The organism is Pseudomonas sp. S1_E05, from assembly GCF_056337105.1.
The window spans coordinates 5,206,770-5,223,402 of the sequence record NZ_JBFRHM010000001.1; the positions used below are offsets into that span (position 1 = coordinate 5,206,770).

General features: G+C 61.1%; 12 protein-coding genes and 1 pseudogene. 10 read left to right on the top strand and 3 right to left on the bottom strand.

Annotated elements, in window-relative coordinates; genetic code table 11:
* Positions 1 to 90 precede the first annotated feature (90 nt).
* The 3 genes from AB4N33_RS24010 to AB4N33_RS24020 form a co-directional block, all read right to left on the bottom strand.
* Positions 91 to 1,992, bottom strand: coding sequence for a PhoX family protein (locus tag AB4N33_RS24010; protein ID WP_476458392.1), 1,902 nt, complete (start codon positions 1,990 to 1,992; stop codon positions 91 to 93).
* A gap of 57 nt (positions 1,993 to 2,049) precedes the next feature.
* Entirely contained in the window at positions 2,050 to 2,814 is a 765-nt protein-coding gene (locus AB4N33_RS24015) for a TOBE domain-containing protein (RefSeq protein ID WP_460120257.1), read from the bottom strand.
* Positions 2,815 to 2,966: 152 nt separating this feature from the next.
* Positions 2,967 to 3,698, bottom strand: a complete 732-nt coding sequence (locus tag AB4N33_RS24020; RefSeq protein WP_476458393.1) for a double zinc ribbon domain-containing protein — start codon at positions 3,696 to 3,698, stop codon at positions 2,967 to 2,969.
* 97 nt (positions 3,699 to 3,795) lie between these two features.
* Between AB4N33_RS24020 and bioB the strand changes: the two genes are divergently transcribed.
* The 10 genes and pseudogenes from bioB to AB4N33_RS24070 all read left to right on the top strand — a co-directional run bounded on the left by bioB (position 3,796) and on the right by AB4N33_RS24070 (position 16,589).
* Positions 3,796 to 4,851: a biotin synthase BioB gene (gene bioB / locus AB4N33_RS24025; protein ID WP_460120262.1), complete on the top strand. Its 1,056-nt coding sequence runs from the start codon at positions 3,796 to 3,798 to the stop codon at positions 4,849 to 4,851.
* Positions 4,852 to 5,006: 155 nt separating this feature from the next.
* Positions 5,007 to 6,185, top strand: coding sequence for an 8-amino-7-oxononanoate synthase (gene bioF, locus AB4N33_RS24030; protein WP_460140784.1), 1,179 nt, complete (start codon positions 5,007 to 5,009; stop codon positions 6,183 to 6,185).
* Positions 6,178 to 6,909 (top strand): alpha/beta fold hydrolase, encoded by a 732-nt coding sequence (locus tag AB4N33_RS24035; RefSeq protein WP_460140785.1) that lies wholly within the window; start codon positions 6,178 to 6,180, stop codon positions 6,907 to 6,909. Before bioF ends, AB4N33_RS24035 begins: the two co-directional genes overlap by 8 nt.
* The gene (bioC, locus tag AB4N33_RS24040; protein WP_476458394.1) at positions 6,902 to 7,714 is read left to right on the top strand and encodes a malonyl-ACP O-methyltransferase BioC; all 813 of its coding nucleotides are present in this window, start codon (positions 6,902 to 6,904) and stop codon (positions 7,712 to 7,714) included. The genes AB4N33_RS24035 and bioC overlap by 8 nt, the downstream gene beginning before the upstream one ends.
* The gene (gene bioD, locus AB4N33_RS24045) at positions 7,711 to 8,391 is read left to right on the top strand and encodes a dethiobiotin synthase (RefSeq protein WP_476458395.1); all 681 of its coding nucleotides are present in this window, start codon (positions 7,711 to 7,713) and stop codon (positions 8,389 to 8,391) included. Before bioC ends, bioD begins: the two co-directional genes overlap by 4 nt.
* 113 nt (positions 8,392 to 8,504) lie before the next feature.
* Positions 8,505 to 8,801 (top strand): pyrroloquinoline quinone biosynthesis protein PqqE, encoded by a 297-nt coding sequence (locus AB4N33_RS24050; RefSeq protein WP_460120272.1) that lies wholly within the window; start codon positions 8,505 to 8,507, stop codon positions 8,799 to 8,801.
* A gap of 276 nt (positions 8,802 to 9,077) precedes the next feature.
* Entirely contained in the window at positions 9,078 to 10,883 is a 1,806-nt protein-coding gene (locus tag AB4N33_RS24055) for a phenylacyl-CoA dehydrogenase (protein ID WP_460120274.1), read from the top strand.
* A gap of 261 nt (positions 10,884 to 11,144) precedes the next feature.
* Positions 11,145 to 13,258, top strand: a pseudogene (locus AB4N33_RS24060) (cytochrome-c peroxidase).
* Between the two features lie 153 nt (positions 13,259 to 13,411).
* Positions 13,412 to 14,701: a GGDEF domain-containing protein gene (locus AB4N33_RS24065; protein WP_476458396.1), complete on the top strand. Its 1,290-nt coding sequence runs from the start codon at positions 13,412 to 13,414 to the stop codon at positions 14,699 to 14,701.
* A gap of 91 nt (positions 14,702 to 14,792) precedes the next feature.
* Entirely contained in the window at positions 14,793 to 16,589 is a 1,797-nt protein-coding gene (locus tag AB4N33_RS24070) for an acyl-CoA dehydrogenase C-terminal domain-containing protein (RefSeq protein ID WP_476458397.1), read from the top strand.
* Positions 16,590 to 16,633 lie beyond the last annotated feature (44 nt).

Consider the following 16,633-nt stretch of genomic DNA (forward strand, 5'->3'; position numbering starts at 1 on the left):
TGTGGCTGTGCTGAAGCCATCGCGAGCAGGCTCGCTCCCACAGTATTTTGATGGTCCCGTGGGAGCGGGCTTGCCCGCGGTGAGGGCCTGTCAGGCGCCGACGATCCCGCCATCCTCACGGGTGATCGCCATCACCGAGGAGCGTGGCTTGCCGTTCGGCAAATGCTCGGGGAAGGTCGATCCGCCGTTTTCCCCCGGATGCTGAATCCCCACGAACAAGGTCTTCTGATCCGGCGAGAAGCTGATCCCCGTGACCTCGCAACCGATCGGTCCGACCATGAAGCGGCGGATCTCGCCGCTCACCGGGTCGGCGCAGAGCATCTGGTTATTGCCCATGCCGGCGAAGTCACCGGTGTTGCTCGAGTCGCCGTCAGTGAGGATCCACAACCGGCCGGCCTTGTCGAAACCCAGGCCGTCGGGGCTGTTGAACATGTTCTGTGGGGTGATGTTGGACGAGCCTCCCTTGGGCGTGCCCGCGTGGACGCCAGGGTTGCCGGCCACCACGAACAGGTCCCAGCCGAAGGTGTTCGAGGCGTGATCGTCGCGATCGGTGCGCCAGCGCAAAATCTGTCCGTAGACGTTCTTTTCACGCGGGTTTGGCCCGCCCACAGGCTGACCGTCTTCGCCGCGCTTGGCATTGTTGGTCAGGGTGCAATAGACCTGACCATCCTTGGGGCTGACGACAATCCACTCCGGGCGGTCCATGCGCGTGGCTTTCACCACAGAGGCCGCCAGGCGTGCGTTGATCAGCACTTCGGCCTGGCTGGCGAAGCCGCTACTGGCGTCAATGCCGTTCTTGCCGTGGGTCAGCTCGACCCATTGGCCTTTGCCTTTCGGGTGATCCGTGTTGCCATCGCCGGCATCGAAAATCGCCACGTACAGGGTGCCGTGGTCCAGCAGGTCGCGGTTGGCCTTGGGGTTTTTGTGGTTGATCTTGTCGCGGCTGACGAACTTGTAGATGAACTCGCCACGTTCGTCGTCGCCCATGTACACCACGGCGTGACCGTCGCGGGTCTCGGCCAGGGCGGCGTTTTCATGTTTGAAACGGCCCAGGGCCGTGCGCTTGACCGGCGTCGACTTCGGATCGAACGGATCGATTTCCACCACCCAACCGTGACGGTTGAGTTCGTTGGGGTTTTTCGCCAGGTCAAAACGTTCGTCGTGAGGGTGCCAGTTGATCTCCTTGCTGGCGGCCACCACCCCGTAGCGTTTCTGCGCGGCATCGAATTTTTGCTCGGCATTGCTGCTGCCAAAGCAGTCGGTGAAGTTCTCTTCGCAGGTCAGGTACGTGCCCCACGGCGTCTTGCCGTTGGCGCAATTCTGGAACGTACCGAGGACGTTCTTGCCTTGCGGGTCTGCGCTGGTCTTGAGCAGGTCATGGCCGGCAGCGGGGCCGCTGAGTGTGATCGGCGCATTGCCGTGGATGCGCCGGTTGTAGCGCGAACCCTGGACGAACTTCCATTGGCCATTCTTGCGCTGTACTTCGATCACCGTCACTCCTTCGCAGGCCAATGCCTTGCGCACTTCTTCCGCCGACTGCGGCATACCGCCGTGGGGGTAGAGGTAGCGGTAGTTGGTGTATTCGTTGTTGATCGCCATGAGCGCACGGTCTTTCTCGCCGGGGAACTCGAACAGGCTCATGCCGTCGTTGTTGTCGCCAAACTGCACTTCCTGCTGGGCAGCGGTGCCGTTGCCGCTCGGATCGAATGCCGGGCCGTCCTTTTGCAAGGGCTGGCCCCAACTGATCAGCACCGAGGACTTGTAGCCCGGAGGCAGGGTGATAGCGTCGCTGGTAGCAGCAGGGATGCTGGCAAAGCCCAGCAGTTGGCTGTTGCCGGCGCTGACGCTGGCGGCCATTACGCTGCGACTCAGCAGGTTGCCGCCGAGGAACATCGCGGCACCGCACAAGGCACCGGCGCTGATGAAACCACGGCGGCTTAGGCCGACCATCTTCTCGAGGTCGGTGGATTGGTTCTCTTCTAATAGGCTCACGTCAGGCTCCCTGCGGTTTTTGCAGTCACCTTAAAGCGCTTAAATGACGCTTGTGTTTCAGAGCTGTGTACCGAGCAGCACGTGTGACGCGGCAAACTGCACTCGCACCGGTTTGTCGACGCTCAGGCCACGGGCGCGCAGGTCCTGGGGTTCGGCCAGAGCGCACAATGTCTGGCCATTGGGCAGGCCAATGCGCACTTCACTGGGGCCGTCCTGTGCGTCGAGGATCTCTTCGATGATGCCGGTCAGGTCATTGTGTCCCGGTGTTGCCGGGGCTTGGACCGCCAGCAAATCGAGCCAGCCTGCCTTGATCAGCGCAACCACTTCGCTGCCGGGCTCCAGTGCCAGGCGCACGGTGCTGTCATGGGTGATCTGTGCATCGAGCGCCAGCCCTGCGGCCAGCTCCAGGCGAATCAGGTCATTGCGGCCCTGTGCTTCGATCGTCCTGACTTTGCCGTGCAACTGATTGCGCGCGCTGGTCCTGAGCATGAGCCGCCCGAGCAGGTCGAGGTCGCTGGCTTCTTCGGCTGCTTCCAGCACCTGTGCCTGCAATGTTTGCAGCTTCTGATACAGGCGCAACACGCGCTCACCCTCGCTCGACAGCTTGGCACCACCACCGCCCTTGCCACCGACACTGCGCTCCACCAGCGGCTTTTGCGCCAAATTGTTCAACTCATCGATGGCGTCCCACGCCGCCTTGTAGCTCAGCCCCGCACTTTTTGCGGCACGGGTGATCGAGCCCTGTTCGGCAATGTGTTGCAGCAACGCGATGCGCTGCGGGCGGCGAATGATGTGTTGGGACAACAGGGTGGACAGAGGCATGGCGGGTTGCTTCGGTGGGTGAATGATTGACTGACTGCAGGAGCGAGCTTGTCGAACCGTCGCGATGATCTCTGAAACGCCGCGCAGTGTCAGGGAGTCAACGTTATCGTTGGCGACCATCGCGAGCAAGCTCGCTCCCACAGGAACACCGATCAGGCCGGTTTTGGTGTTCGCGCCAGGCAATACACATCGACCCGCGCCGCACCGGCCTCCATCAACAGGCGCGCCAACGCCTGGGCGGTGGCGCCGGTAGTGAGCACGTCATCCACCAGTGCCAGGTGGCGGCCCACCACCTGCGCACCAGGCATCAAGGCAAAGGCATGGCGCAGGTTCTTCTTGCGCGCCTCGGCCTTGAGGTCCTGTTGGGCACTGGTGTCTTGTACGCGCTTGAGCAGGTGTTCGTCGCTGGCGATGCCCAGGCTGTCGCCCAACCAGCGGGCCAGCATCGCCGCCTGGTTGAACCCGCGCTGACGCAATCGCTTGACCGCGAGCGGCACCGGCACCAGGGCGTCGGGGCATGCCAGCCCTTCGTCAAAGCGGTGCTGCAGGAACTGGGCGAGAAGTTCGCCGAGCAGGCGGCCGTAGGGCCACTTTGCGCTGTGTTTGAAGCGGGTGATCAGGCTGTCCAGCGGAAAGTCGTACACCCACGGTGCGATCACCCGCTGGAACGGCGGCGGCTCGTGCAGGCACTGGCCACAGGTCAGCCCCGGTGCCGGCAGGGGCAGGGCGCAGGTTTGGCAGTGATCGCCAAGCCACGGCAATTCGGTTTCGCAATCGGTGCAGATGGGCGTGGCTTCATCGGCTGGCTCGCTGCAAAGCAAACAGATTTGTTTGTTTTTTAACCAGATGTAAACCGGTCCATCGTAGTGCGGTTGACAGCGCATCGCTCTTCCTTAAATATGCCAAACATCCGTGTAGCGCCTGTGGTTATTCCCTGCCGCAGTCGCCAGCCTTGCCCCGTTCAGAATAAAGGTAACGCCCATGAGCGCCAGCACCTCTGCCACTTTGCGTCATGACTGGTCTTTGGCCGAAGTCAAAGCACTCTTCGTACAGCCATTCAATGACCTGTTGTTTCAGGCGCAGACCGTGCACCGCGCGCATTTCGACGCCAACCGCGTGCAAGTGTCCACGCTGCTGTCGATCAAAACCGGCGCTTGCCCGGAAGATTGCAAATACTGTCCGCAGTCCGGTCACTACAACACCGGCCTGGAAAAAGAAAAACTGATGGAAGTGCAGAAGGTCCTCGAAGAGGCCGCTCGCGCCAAGGCCATCGGCTCGACCCGTTTCTGCATGGGCGCGGCGTGGAAACACCCGTCGGCCAAGGACATGCCCTACGTGTTGAAAATGGTCGAAGGCGTGAAAGCCATGGGCCTGGAAACCTGCATGACCCTGGGTCGCCTCGACCAGGAGCAGACCGAAGCGCTGGCCAAGGCCGGCCTCGATTACTACAACCACAACCTCGACACCTCGCCGGAGTTCTACGGCAGCATCATCACCACCCGCACCTACAGCGAGCGCCTGCAAACCCTGGCCTACGTGCGTGATTCGGGGATGAAGATCTGTTCCGGCGGCATTCTCGGCATGGGCGAATCCCTGGACGACCGCGCCAACCTGCTGATCCAGCTGGCCAACCTGCCAGAGCATCCGGAATCGGTGCCGATCAACATGCTGGTGAAAGTCGCCGGCACGCCGCTGGAAAACGCCGAAGACGTCGACCCGTTCGACTTCATCCGCATGCTCGCCGTGGCACGCATCCTGATGCCGCAATCACACGTGCGCCTGTCCGCCGGCCGCGAGGCCATGAACGAGCAGATGCAGGCCCTGGCGTTCTTCGCGGGCGCCAACTCGATTTTCTACGGTGAAAAGCTGCTGACCACCGCCAACCCGCAGGCCGACAAGGACATGCAACTGTTCTCGCGACTGGGCATTCAGCCCGAAGCGCGGGAAGAACATGCCGACGAGGTGCATCAGGCGGCGATCGAGCAGGCACTGGTGGAGCAGAAGAGCAGCGAGATGTTTTACAACGCGGCTGTTTGATCTCGCTGGTTGAGTACAACCCCACACCTTGTGGGAGCGGGCTTGCCCGCGATGGCTTTGTCACATTCAACACAGATGTCGACAGACTGATTGCTATCGCGGGCAAGCCCGCTCCCACATGTCCGGTTTTACATTGATTGCTGTCTGAGGCCTGCATGTCTTTCGATCTCGCTGCACGCCTGGCTACCCGCCGTGCCGAAAATCTTTACCGGCAACGCCCCCTGCTCGAAAGCCCGCAAGGCCCTGAGGTGGTGGTCGATGGCCAGCCGTTGCTGGCGTTCTGCAACAACGATTACCTGGGCCTGGCCAATCACCCCCAGGTGATCGAGGCCTGGCGCGCGGGTGCCGCAAAGTGGGGCGTCGGTGGCGGCGCTTCGCATCTGGTGATTGGCCACAGCGGTCCTCACCATGCGTTGGAAGAAGCCTTGGCGGACCTGACCGGCCGCCAACGTGTCCTGTTGTTCTCCACGGGTTACATGGCTAACCTCGGCGCGGTGACGGCGTTGGTGGGGCAGGGTGATACGGTGCTGGAAGACCGCCTCAATCACGCCTCATTGCTCGATGCCGGCCTGTTGTCCGGTGCGCGTTTCAGTCGCTACCTGCATAACGACGCTGCAAGCCTGGCCAGTCGTCTGGAAAAGGCCACTGGCAACACGCTGGTGGTCACCGATGGCGTGTTCAGCATGGACGGCGATATCGCCGACCTGCCGGCGCTGGCCCGTGCGGCCAAAGCCAAAGGCGCGTGGCTGATGGTCGATGACGCCCACGGTTTTGGTCCGTTGGGGGCCAATGGCGGTGGGATCGTCGAGCATTTCGGCCTCAGCCAGGACGATGTGCCCGTGCTGGTCGGCACCCTCGGCAAGGCATTCGGTACGGCGGGTGCCTTCGTCGCCGGTAGCGAAGAGTTGGTCGAAAGCCTGATCCAGTTCGCCCGCCCCTACATTTACACCACCAGCCAACCGCCGGCGCTGGCATGTGCGACCCTCAAAAGCCTCGATCTGCTGCGCACCGAGCATTGGCGACGCGAGCATCTGGACCGGCTGATTCGCCAGTTCCGCCACGGCGCCGAGCAAATCGGCCTGGAATTGATGGATAGCTTCACCCCGATCCAGCCGATCATGATTGGCGATGCCGGGCGTGCGGTGCGCCTGTCGCAGATGCTGCGCGAGCGCGGCTTGATGGTGACTGCGATCCGCCCACCCACCGTCCCCGCCGGCAGCGCGCGCTTGCGCGTGACCCTGACCGCGGCTCACAGCGAGGCGCAGGTGCAGCTATTGTTAGAAGGACTGGCCGATTGTTTTGAAAAACTGGGAGCGGAGCCAAGCCATGCGTGATCGCCTGATTCTGTTGCCTGGCTGGGGCCTCGGCATTTCACCGCTGGAACCCTTGGCCGCTGCGCTGCAAGGGCTGGATGAACACCTGCGCGTGGAGATCGAACCGCTGCCGGAACTGGACTCCAGTGATCTGGAAGACTGGCTCGACGAACTCGACTCCAGCGTGCCCCAGGATGCCTGGCTCGGCGGCTGGTCGCTGGGGGGTATGCTCGCTTCTGAACTCGCGTCGCGGCGCGGTGATCGCTGCTGTGGCTTGCTGACCCTGGCGAGCAATCCTTCTTTCGTTGCCCATGAGCTGTGGCCGAGCGCGATGCCCGGTGAGACCTTTGACGCTTTTCTGGCGGGCTGCAACGCCGATCCACGATTGACGCTCAAGCGCTTTTCGCTGCTCTGTGCCCAAGGTGCCGAAGACCCGCGCGGCCTGTCACGGCTGCTGCTCGGTGGCGCGCCAAACACGGCAACATCGGTGTTGATGAGTGGCCTGGAGTTGCTGGCGCAACTGGATACCCGTCAGGCGTTGCAAGGGTTTCGCGGTCCGCAACTGCATTTGTTCGCCGGACTCGATGGACTGGTGCCCGCCGAAACGGCCGGCGAGTTGCTGGCGTTGTTGCCGGATGTCGAAATCGGTCTGATCGAACAGGCCAGCCACGCGTTTCTCCTGGAGGACCCGCACGGAGTGGCGGGGGCGATCCAGGCCTTTTTGCATGAGAGCGGTGATGACTGATTTATCCATTCCCAACCTGCCCGGTGCCTTGCCGGACAAGCGCCAGGTGGCGGCATCCTTCTCCCGCGCAGCGGCCAGTTACGACAGCGTCGCCCAATTGCAGCGTGATGTGGGCAACCAGTTGCTGAGCCGATTACCAGGCGACTTCGTACCGGACCGCTGGCTCGACCTGGGGTGCGGCACCGGGTATTTCAGCCGGGCGTTGGATGAGCGTTTTCCTGAGACGAAAGGCGTGGCGTTGGACATCGCCGAAGGCATGCTCAATCACGCCCGTCCGTTGGGTGGCGCCACGCACTTCATCGCGGGTGATGCCGAGCGCCTGCCGTTGCAGGATTCGACCTGTGACCTGATTTTCTCCAGCCTGGCAGTGCAGTGGTGTGACGACTTCGCTGCGGTACTCAGTGAAGCCCGGCGCGTACTCAAACCTGGTGGTATTTTTGCGTTTGCTAGTCTGTGCGTGGGCACGCTGTCAGAGCTGCGCGAAAGCTGGCGTCAAGTGGATCGCATGGTCCACGTCAATCGTTTTCGCGAGTTCGTCGGATATCAACAGCTGTGCGGGGGCAGTGGTCTGCGGGTTGTAGGGCTGCAAACCCGACCCCATGTGTTGCACTACCCGGATGTACGCACCCTGACACACGAACTCAAGGCGCTGGGTGCGCACAACCTCAACCCCGGGCGACCGGGAGGATTGACCGGGCGGGCGCGGATTCTCCGCCTGGTCGAGGCTTATGAGCAGTTTCGTCAGGCCAGTGGCCTGCCGGCGACTTATCAAGTGGTGTACGCCGTTTTGGAGAAACCCTTATGAGCGCAGCGTATTTCATCACCGGTACCGATACCGATGTCGGCAAGACCACCGTCGCCGCGGGCCTTTTGCATGCTGCTCGGTTGGCGGGGCTGAGTACGGCGGCGGGCAAACCGGTGGCCTCGGGTTGCGACGTGACGCCCAAGGGGTTGCGCAACGCCGATGCACTGGCACTGCAGGCCGAGTGTTCGTTGCCGCTGACCTATGTCCAGGTCAATCCGGTCGCGTTCGAGCCGGCCATCGCTCCGCATCTGGCGGCGCGTGAGGCGGGCGTGGCGTTGACGGTGCAGTCGCTGCTGGCGCCGATGCGTGAGATTCTGCAGATGGAGGCGGATTTCACCCTGATCGAAGGCGCGGGTGGCTGGCGTGTGCCGTTGGCGGACCAGGACAACCTGTCGGACCTGGCCATGGCGCTGGACCTGCCGGTGATCCTGGTGGTCGGCGTTCGGTTGGGGTGTATCAGCCACGCGTTGCTGACGGCCGAAGCAATTGCCCATGACGGTTTGCAGCTGGCGGGCTGGGTGGCCAATGTCATCGATCCGAAAACGTCGCGCCTGGAGGAAAACCTGGCGACTCTCGCCGAGCGCATTCCCGCACCCTGCCTGGGCCGAGTGCCCAAACTCAAGCTGGTGACGGCTGAGGCGGTTGCCGAACATCTTCAGTTGGATCTGCTCGACTGACGTTTGGTTTTTGCTATGACAAGGCACTGTGCCATTAGTGTTTTTGTCGGGCGTAATAGGGTCATCTCTGCTTCAATAGGCGCTGTTGATCCTTTTTCAGGACGAGTTCTCCCATGGAAATCTCAGGAAATACCGCTTTCTACGCCGGTCTGAGTACTATTCAGACAGGGCAGAACCGCGTCGATCAGGCTGCGGGCCAGATCGCCAACAATACGATCGAGCGTTCGGTTACCAGCCAGTCCTCCGAAGTTCAGGTCGATCGCCTGCGTGGGGTTGATCGCAGCCAGCAGTCGGATCTCGCCAGCAACGCGATCGAAATGGCTCAAGGCAAGTTCCAGGTCGAGGCGGGCGTCAAGGTGGCCAAGGCTTCCGACGAAATGCTCGGTACGCTGATCGATACCTTCGCCTGATTTTCTGCTGACTCCGCACCGTCATCGCCGCGACCTTTCGCGGCGTTTTTGTCTGTAAGTCTTTCTCTGCCAACTAAACTTTTCCGCACGACGGCCCGCCTGTGTCGCCGTGTCGCATCTTCGTGTGTCCGGCATTTGCATGCAGCGATGACGAACGGCAAAAGATCGATGCTTGACAAGATTTAGGCGTAAACGTATGTTTCAAACAACTGTTTGACCGTTACAACAATTCCAGCGGTCGTCCATCCCCGGTTACATCAGCAGAGGTTTATCGCTATGCCTGACTACAAGGCCCCCTTGCGTGATATTCGCTTCGTTCGTGACGAACTGCTCGGCTACGAAGCGCACTATCAGAGCCTTCCGGCCTGCGCAGACGCCACGCCGGACATGGTTGACGCCATTCTCGAAGAGGGCGCCAAGTTTTGTGAGCAGGTGCTGGCACCGCTGAACCGCGTGGGCGACCTTGAAGGCTGCACCTGGAGCGAGTCCGGTGTGAAAACCCCGACCGGCTTCAAAGAAGCCTATAAGCAATTTGTCGATGGCGGTTGGCCGAGCCTGGCCCACGACGTCGAGCACGGCGGTCAGGGTCTGCCTGAGTCGCTGGGCCTGGCGGTCAGCGAAATGGTCGGCGAAGCCAACTGGTCGTGGGGCATGTACCCAGGCCTGTCCCATGGTGCGATGAACACCATCTCCGAGCACGGCACCCCTGAGCAGCAAGAGGCGTACCTGACCAAGCTGGTTTCCGGCGAGTGGACCGGCACCATGTGCCTGACCGAACCGCACTGCGGCACCGACCTGGGCATGCTGCGTACCAAGGCCGAACCTCAGGCCGACGGTTCTTATAAAGTTTCCGGCACCAAGATCTTCATCTCGGCCGGTGAACACGACATGGCCGACAACATCGTCCACATCGTGTTGGCGCGCCTGCCGGATGCACCGGCTGGCACCAAAGGTATTTCGCTGTTCATCGTGCCCAAGTTCCTGCCGAACGCAGACGGCTCGATCGGCGCGCGTAACGCCGTGTCCTGCGGTTCCCTGGAACACAAGATGGGTATCCACGGCAACGCCACTTGCGTGATGAACTTCGACGCGGCAACCGGTTTCCTGATCGGCCCGGCGAACAAAGGCCTGAACTGCATGTTCACCTTCATGAACACCGCTCGCCTGGGCACCGCGCTGCAAGGCCTGGCCCACGCCGAAATCGGCTTCCAGGGCGGCCTGAAATACGCTCGCGATCGCCTGCAAATGCGCTCGCTGACTGGCCCGAAAGCACCGGACAAAGCCGCTGACCCGATCATCGTGCACCCGGATGTGCGTCGCATGCTGTTGACCATGAAGGCGTTCGCCGAAGGCAACCGCGCAATGGTTTACTTCACGGCCAAGCAGGTCGACATCGTCAAATACGGTGTGGACGAAGAAGAGAAGAAAAAGGCTGATGCGCTGTTGGCGTTCATGACGCCAATCGCCAAGGCCTTCATGACCGAAGTCGGTTTCGAATCGGCCAACCACGGCGTGCAGATCTACGGCGGCCATGGCTTTATCGCCGAGTGGGGCATGGAGCAGAACGTTCGCGACAGCCGCATCTCGATGCTGTACGAAGGCACCACCGGCATCCAGGCACTCGACCTGCTGGGTCGTAAAGTGCTGATGACCCAAGGTGAAGCGCTCAAAGGCTTCACCAAGATTGTCCACAAGTTCTGCCAGAACAACGAAGGCAACGAAGCCGTTCAGGAATTCGTCGCACCGTTGGCTGCACTGAACAAGGAATGGGGCGAACTGACCATGAAGGTCGGTATGGCTGCCATGAAAGACCGTGAGGAAGTCGGCGCGGCCTCCGTGGACTACCTGATGTATTCCGGTTACGCCTGCCTGGCCTACTTCTGGGCTGACATGGCGCGTCTGGCAGCCGAGAAGCTGGCAGCCGGCACCAGCGACACGGCGTTCTACACCGCCAAGCTGCAGACTGCGCGCTTCTACTTCCAGCGCATCCTGCCGCGTACACGCACTCACGTGGCAACCATGCTGTCGGGTGCCAACAATCTGATGGACATGAAAGAAGAAGACTTCGCTCTGGGCTACTAAGCCTTTACGCGGCCTCGCAGAAAACCGCTGCTCCTTTGGGGGTAGCGGTTTTTTTTGCTCGTTTTCCCCCGAAGTCGGGTGCCTTTCCCCAGCATGCTCAACGCTCGGCTTCCGAAAACGTTGAGTTAATTGATTCAAAATGTTTCTACATGGAGTGGCAAATTAATTGCACCGCACCCATCAACCGGTGCTGCAAAGAACTGTCTCGCTCGAAGAAGCCTCACGCCCGGCCACTTAACAACAACAGTCAGGGTGAAGCTCATGAACATCAGTCGCCTCGTTCGTTTGACCTTCTGGTTACCCATCGCACTGTCCGCCCACGGCGTCATGGCGGCCACTGTCGCCGAAGTGGATCCGCCCGTGCCGGAGGTCCCCAGCCTGCAATCGTTGCGTGGCATGCAGCCGCCCGACCCATCAGGCACCGAGGGCGGACGCAAAGTCGACCTGATGACCGATTACGTCCTCAATCGCGGTGCTGCAATCCTGTTGGGCAAGGCGTTGTTTTGGGACATGGAAGTCGGCAGCGATAGCGCCACGGCGTGCGCGTCCTGCCACTTTCACGCCGGGGTTGATCATCGGATCACCAATCAGGTCAACCCTGGCCAGGCGCACACCAACGCCAACGTGGCCTCGATATTCAACAAACCGTTCACCGCATCCGACATCCCCGGTGACGTGGCGTCCTACGCGACGCTGTCCGGTGGCAAGGGCGGCCCGAACTACACGCTGAAGAAAACCGATTTCCCCACCCATCTGCTGGTCAACCCGTTGGACCGTGACTCGCCCATCGCTTATTCAACCGACGATGTGATCGGCTCGCAAGGCGTGTTCGACGCCAATTTCGTCAAGCCCAACCAGCCGCGTTTCGATAAGTGCACGCAGCAGCCGGATGGCATTTTCCAGGTTGGCGGGATCAACGTCCGTCGTGCGACCGGGCGCAACGCGCCGTCGGTGATCAACGCCGCGTTCAACGTGCGCAACTTCTGGGATGGCCGGGCCAACAACGTGTTCAACGGCTTTTCGCCTTTGGCAATCGCGATCCCGATGCCGGGATTTTTGTCACCAGCGATCGCAGTGGCGTGGCGACCAAAGTGCGCCTGGCGCTCAATGATGCGTCTGCCGCCTCGCAAGCCGTAGGACCGCCGGGGAGCGCGGTGGAAATGTCCTGCGGTGGGCGCACCTTCGCCGACATTGGCCGTCGGATGCTCGACACGCTGATGCTCAAGCAGCAGCGTATTTCCTCCACAGACTCGGTGCTTGGCCCGGTGTCCGGCGCACGCCGGCCAACGTACCGCGAGCTGATCAAGGCCGCTTTCCACCCGCGGCTTTGGAATGCCACACAACCGGTTTCGCTGGGCGGTGCCTCGTACACCCAGATGGAGGCGAACTTTCCCTTGTTCTTCGGACTGGCGATCCAGATGTACGAATCCACGCTGATTTCCGACCAGGCGCCGCTCGACGCCTATCTGCAAGGTGATCATCAAGCATTGAATGCGCAGCAGGTCGAAGGGATGAACCTGTTCCTCGGCAAGGGCAAATGCGTCAGTTGTCATGGAGGTGCGGAGCTGACCAATGCTGGCAGCCGGCTGCTGTTCCATCCGCGTGAGCGAATCGAGCGTATGGTCATGGCGGACAACCTGACCACGCTGTACGACAACGGCTTTTATAACACCGGGGTGCGCCCGACTTCCGAAGACCTGGCGCTCGGCGGCACCGACGCCTGGGGCAATCCGCTGGCCTTCACTCGCGAGTACAACAGCCAGATTCAGGGTGCCAGGGTGCCAGATCCGCTGGATGTCGATGTGTGCACATTCGAAGCGCCGTTGAGCGCGGCGATCCCCTGTGACGCGACGCTCAAGCCCACTGTCGGATTCCGCGACGCAGTCGATGGCGCCTTCAAGACGCCGACGCTGCGCAACATCGCACTCACCGGGCCTTACTTCCACAACGGCAGCCGGTCGACACTCAAGCAGGTCATGGAGTTTTACAATCGCGGTGGCGATCGGCGGGGTTCGGATGCCAACAACACCAGCGGCTTCGATCATGCCAGTGTCAATCAGCACAACACCTCAAACCTCGATCCGGACATGACATCATTGAACCTGACCCCCGATGAGATCGATGCATTGGTCAAGTTCATGGAGGTCGGCCTGACCGATCCTCGCGTGGCCTGGGAGCAGGCGCCTTTCGATCACCCGTCGCTGGTCATCCCCTTGGGGCACGTGGGAGATGAGAACGCTGTGACTCCGAAACCGGTCAGCCCGAAGATCACCACTCGCCAGGCAGCCGATGCGTTGCTGACGCTCAAGCCGGTGGGGGCGGAGGGGCGTGGTGTTTCGGAGGGGCCATTGCGGACGTTTGACAACGACCTTTAAGACTTCGATTCGAGTGACGGGCTGCGCAGTTGCATCCCGTTACATAGCCGCAACAAAAAAACCTGACTAAATAACTCAGAAAGTCAGGGGGACTGCCGTTACAGTATGTGGGCACATTGCCATCTATTGATCAGACGGGTCGGAGCTTTACCCTTGCCGCGTTCTTCCGCAGTACGTTTCAGTCATTTCCTGCCGTCACTTCTGCTGTTGTTCTCGGGACTGGCGGCGGCGTACGTCAAGGATCTGAACGTCTTCTTCACCTCACTGTTCAACGTGCTGCCCACGTTGGTGCTGTTGCTCGGCGGTGCCTACTGCGGGGTTTACCGACGCCAGCGTGAGCTGTTTCTGATGGTCACGGTGTACATCGCCTACTTTCTGCTCGATACCCAGACCGATTATTACCGTGACAATGGCCGCGTGCGTGAAGACGCTGCGGTGGTTTTCCACCTGTGTTGCCTGCTGCTGCCCCTGATGTTCGGCCTGTTCGCAGCGTGGCAGGAGCGAACCCATCTGTTTCAGGACATGGTGGCGCGGTTTGCAGTGCTGCTGGCTGTCGGAAGCGTGGCGTTGGGCCTGGAGCAGAGTTATCCGCAGCCCTTGCTGATGTGGTTGTCGGAAATCCGCTGGCCGGCCTTGCATGGCGCCTGGATGAGCCTCATCCAATTGTCCTATCCGGTATTCTTCAGCGTGTTCGTGCTGCTGGGCTGGCAATACTGGCGCAACCCGCGCCCCTTGCACGCGGCTCAACTGGTGGGGCTGCTGGGGTTGTTCTGGGCGTTGCCGAAAACCTTCATCCTGCCCTTCACCCTCAACATCATGTGCAGCCAGGTGATGTTGATGATCGCTGCCGCCGTCGCCCACGAAGCCTATCAAATGGCGTTCCGTGATGAGCTTACCGGCTTGCCGGGTCGCCGTGCCTTGAACGAGCGCATGCAGCGATTGGGGCGCAACTACGTGCTGGCCATGAGCGACGTCGATCACTTCAAGAAATTCAACGATACCCACGGTCACGACGTCGGCGATCAGGTGCTGCGGCTGGTGGCCAGCAAGTTGTCAAAGATCGGTGGCGGCGGTAGGGCGTATCGCTACGGCGGTGAGGAATTTGCCCTGGTGTTCGCGGGCAAGACGCTTGAGGAATGCCTGCCGCACCTGGAGGTCATTCGCGAATCGATCGAGACTTACAGCATCCATTTGCGCAACCAGGACAACCGTCCCCAGGACGACCAGCAGGGTCGCCAGCGCCGCTCCGGCTCCGCGGCCTCCACGGTATCGGTCACTGTCAGCATCGGCGTCGCCGAGCGCGTAGACCAACGTAACCCGGAAAAAGTGCTCAAGTCCGCAGACGAGGCGCTCTATGCCGCCAAAGGCGCCGGACGCAACTGCGTAGTCGCATATGGGCAGAATCGGCGCGGTGCGGTGCGCACGGAGGCGGCTGCCGGTTGAGTGATGACGGCGCATTCAGCGCCTGGACTGTGATTGTCGGTGTGGGATCGGTGGCAGTAGGTTTAGGGCATCTGCTACCGGAGAAGTCACCATGCCCGAGTACAAGGCACCCTTGCGCGACATGCGCTTTCTGATCAATCACGTCTTCGATTTTCACAGCAATTACGCTGCGCTGGGCGCCACGGAGGCCAGCCCGGACATGGTCGATGCGATCCTCGAAGAGGGGGCGAGGTTCTGCGAGAACGTGCTCGCCCCACTCAATAGAAGCGGTGATGAGGAAGGCTGCCATTTCGACAATGGTGTGGTGACGACGCCGGCCGGTTTCAAGCAGGCTTTCGCCCAGTATGTCGAGGGTGGCTGGCATGGCCTGGCGGCCGACCCTGCGTACGGTGGCCAGGGGTTGCCCACTTCGTTGGGGCTGGTCATCAGCGAGATGGTCGGGTCCAGTAACACGTCGTGGGGCATGTACCCGGGCCTGACGCACGGGGCGATGTCGGCAATTCACGCGCATGGCACGCAGGCGCAGAAAAACACCTACCTGAGCAAACTGACCGCCGGCCAATGGACGGGCACCATGTGCCTGACCGAAGCCCATTGCGGCACCGACCTGGGCATCATCAAGACACGCGCCGTACCTACTGCGGACGGCAGCTATGCGATTTCCGGCAGCAAGATCTTCATCTCCGCCGGTGAACACGACATGAGCGAAAACATCGTTCACCTCGTGTTGGCGAAACTGCCGGATGCCCCGCCGGGCACCAAGGGCATTTCGTTGTTCATCGTTCCCAAATTCCTGCCCGATGCAAAGGGTGAGGCCGGCAAGCGCAACGGTGTTTCCTGTGGCTCCATCGAACACAAGATGGGTATCAAGGCGTCTGCCACCTGCGTGCTGAACTTCGATGACGCGAGGGGCTTTCTCATCGGTGAGCCGAACAAGGGCCTGAACTGCATGTTCACCATGATGAACCATGCGCGGCTGGGCACCGGAATGCAGGGCCTGTGTCTTGGTGAAGCGAGCTTCCAGGGGGCGATCAAATACGCCAATGATCGCTTGCAAATGCGCGCGCTGACCGGCGCTAAAGCACCGGAAAAAGCCGCGGACCCGATCATCGTTCATCCTGACATACGACGGATGTTGCTCACCATGAAGGCCTTCAACGAAGGCAACCGCGCGCTCACGTACTTCACCGCCCAGTTACTGGACGTCGCGCATTTGAGCGCGGACGAAGCGGCGCGTCAGGACGCCGAAGACCTGCTGGCCTTCCTGACGCCGATCTGCAAGGCCTTCATGACCGACACCGGGCTGGAAGTGACCAACCACGGCATGCAGGTGTTCGGCGGCCACGGTTTCATTCGAGAATGGGGCATGGAGCAACTGGTTCGCGATTGCCGGATTGCACCTATCTATGAAGGCACCAACGGTATTCAGGCATTGGATCTGCTGGGGCGAAAAGTGCTCGGTAGCCAGGGCAAGCTGCTGCGCGGTTTCACCAGGATCGTCCACAAGTTCTGTACGGCGAACGCCGGGCATCCGCAACTGGGTCGTTACGTGGCGCAGCTCAATGAACTCAACCAGCAGTGGGGCGAGGTGACGACCCGGGTGGGCATGGCGGCAATGAAAAACCCGGATGAGGTCGGCGCTGCATCCGTGGACTACTTGATGTACAGCGGCTACATCGTGCTGGGCTACCTGTGGTTGCGCATGGCCCTTGTGGCGCAGGCACGCCTGGAATCGGGCGAGGGCGAGGCGGAGTTCCATCGAGGCAAGCTGGCGACCAACGAGTTTTACTTCAAGCGTTTGTTGCCGCGTACCGCTTCTCACCGCGCCGCCATCGAAGCAGGCAGCGATTGCCTGATGTCGCTGTCGGCGGAGTCATTTGCGTTCTGACGACTGGTGGTGAACGCTTCGTGAGCCTTCGTTAATCCGGCAGG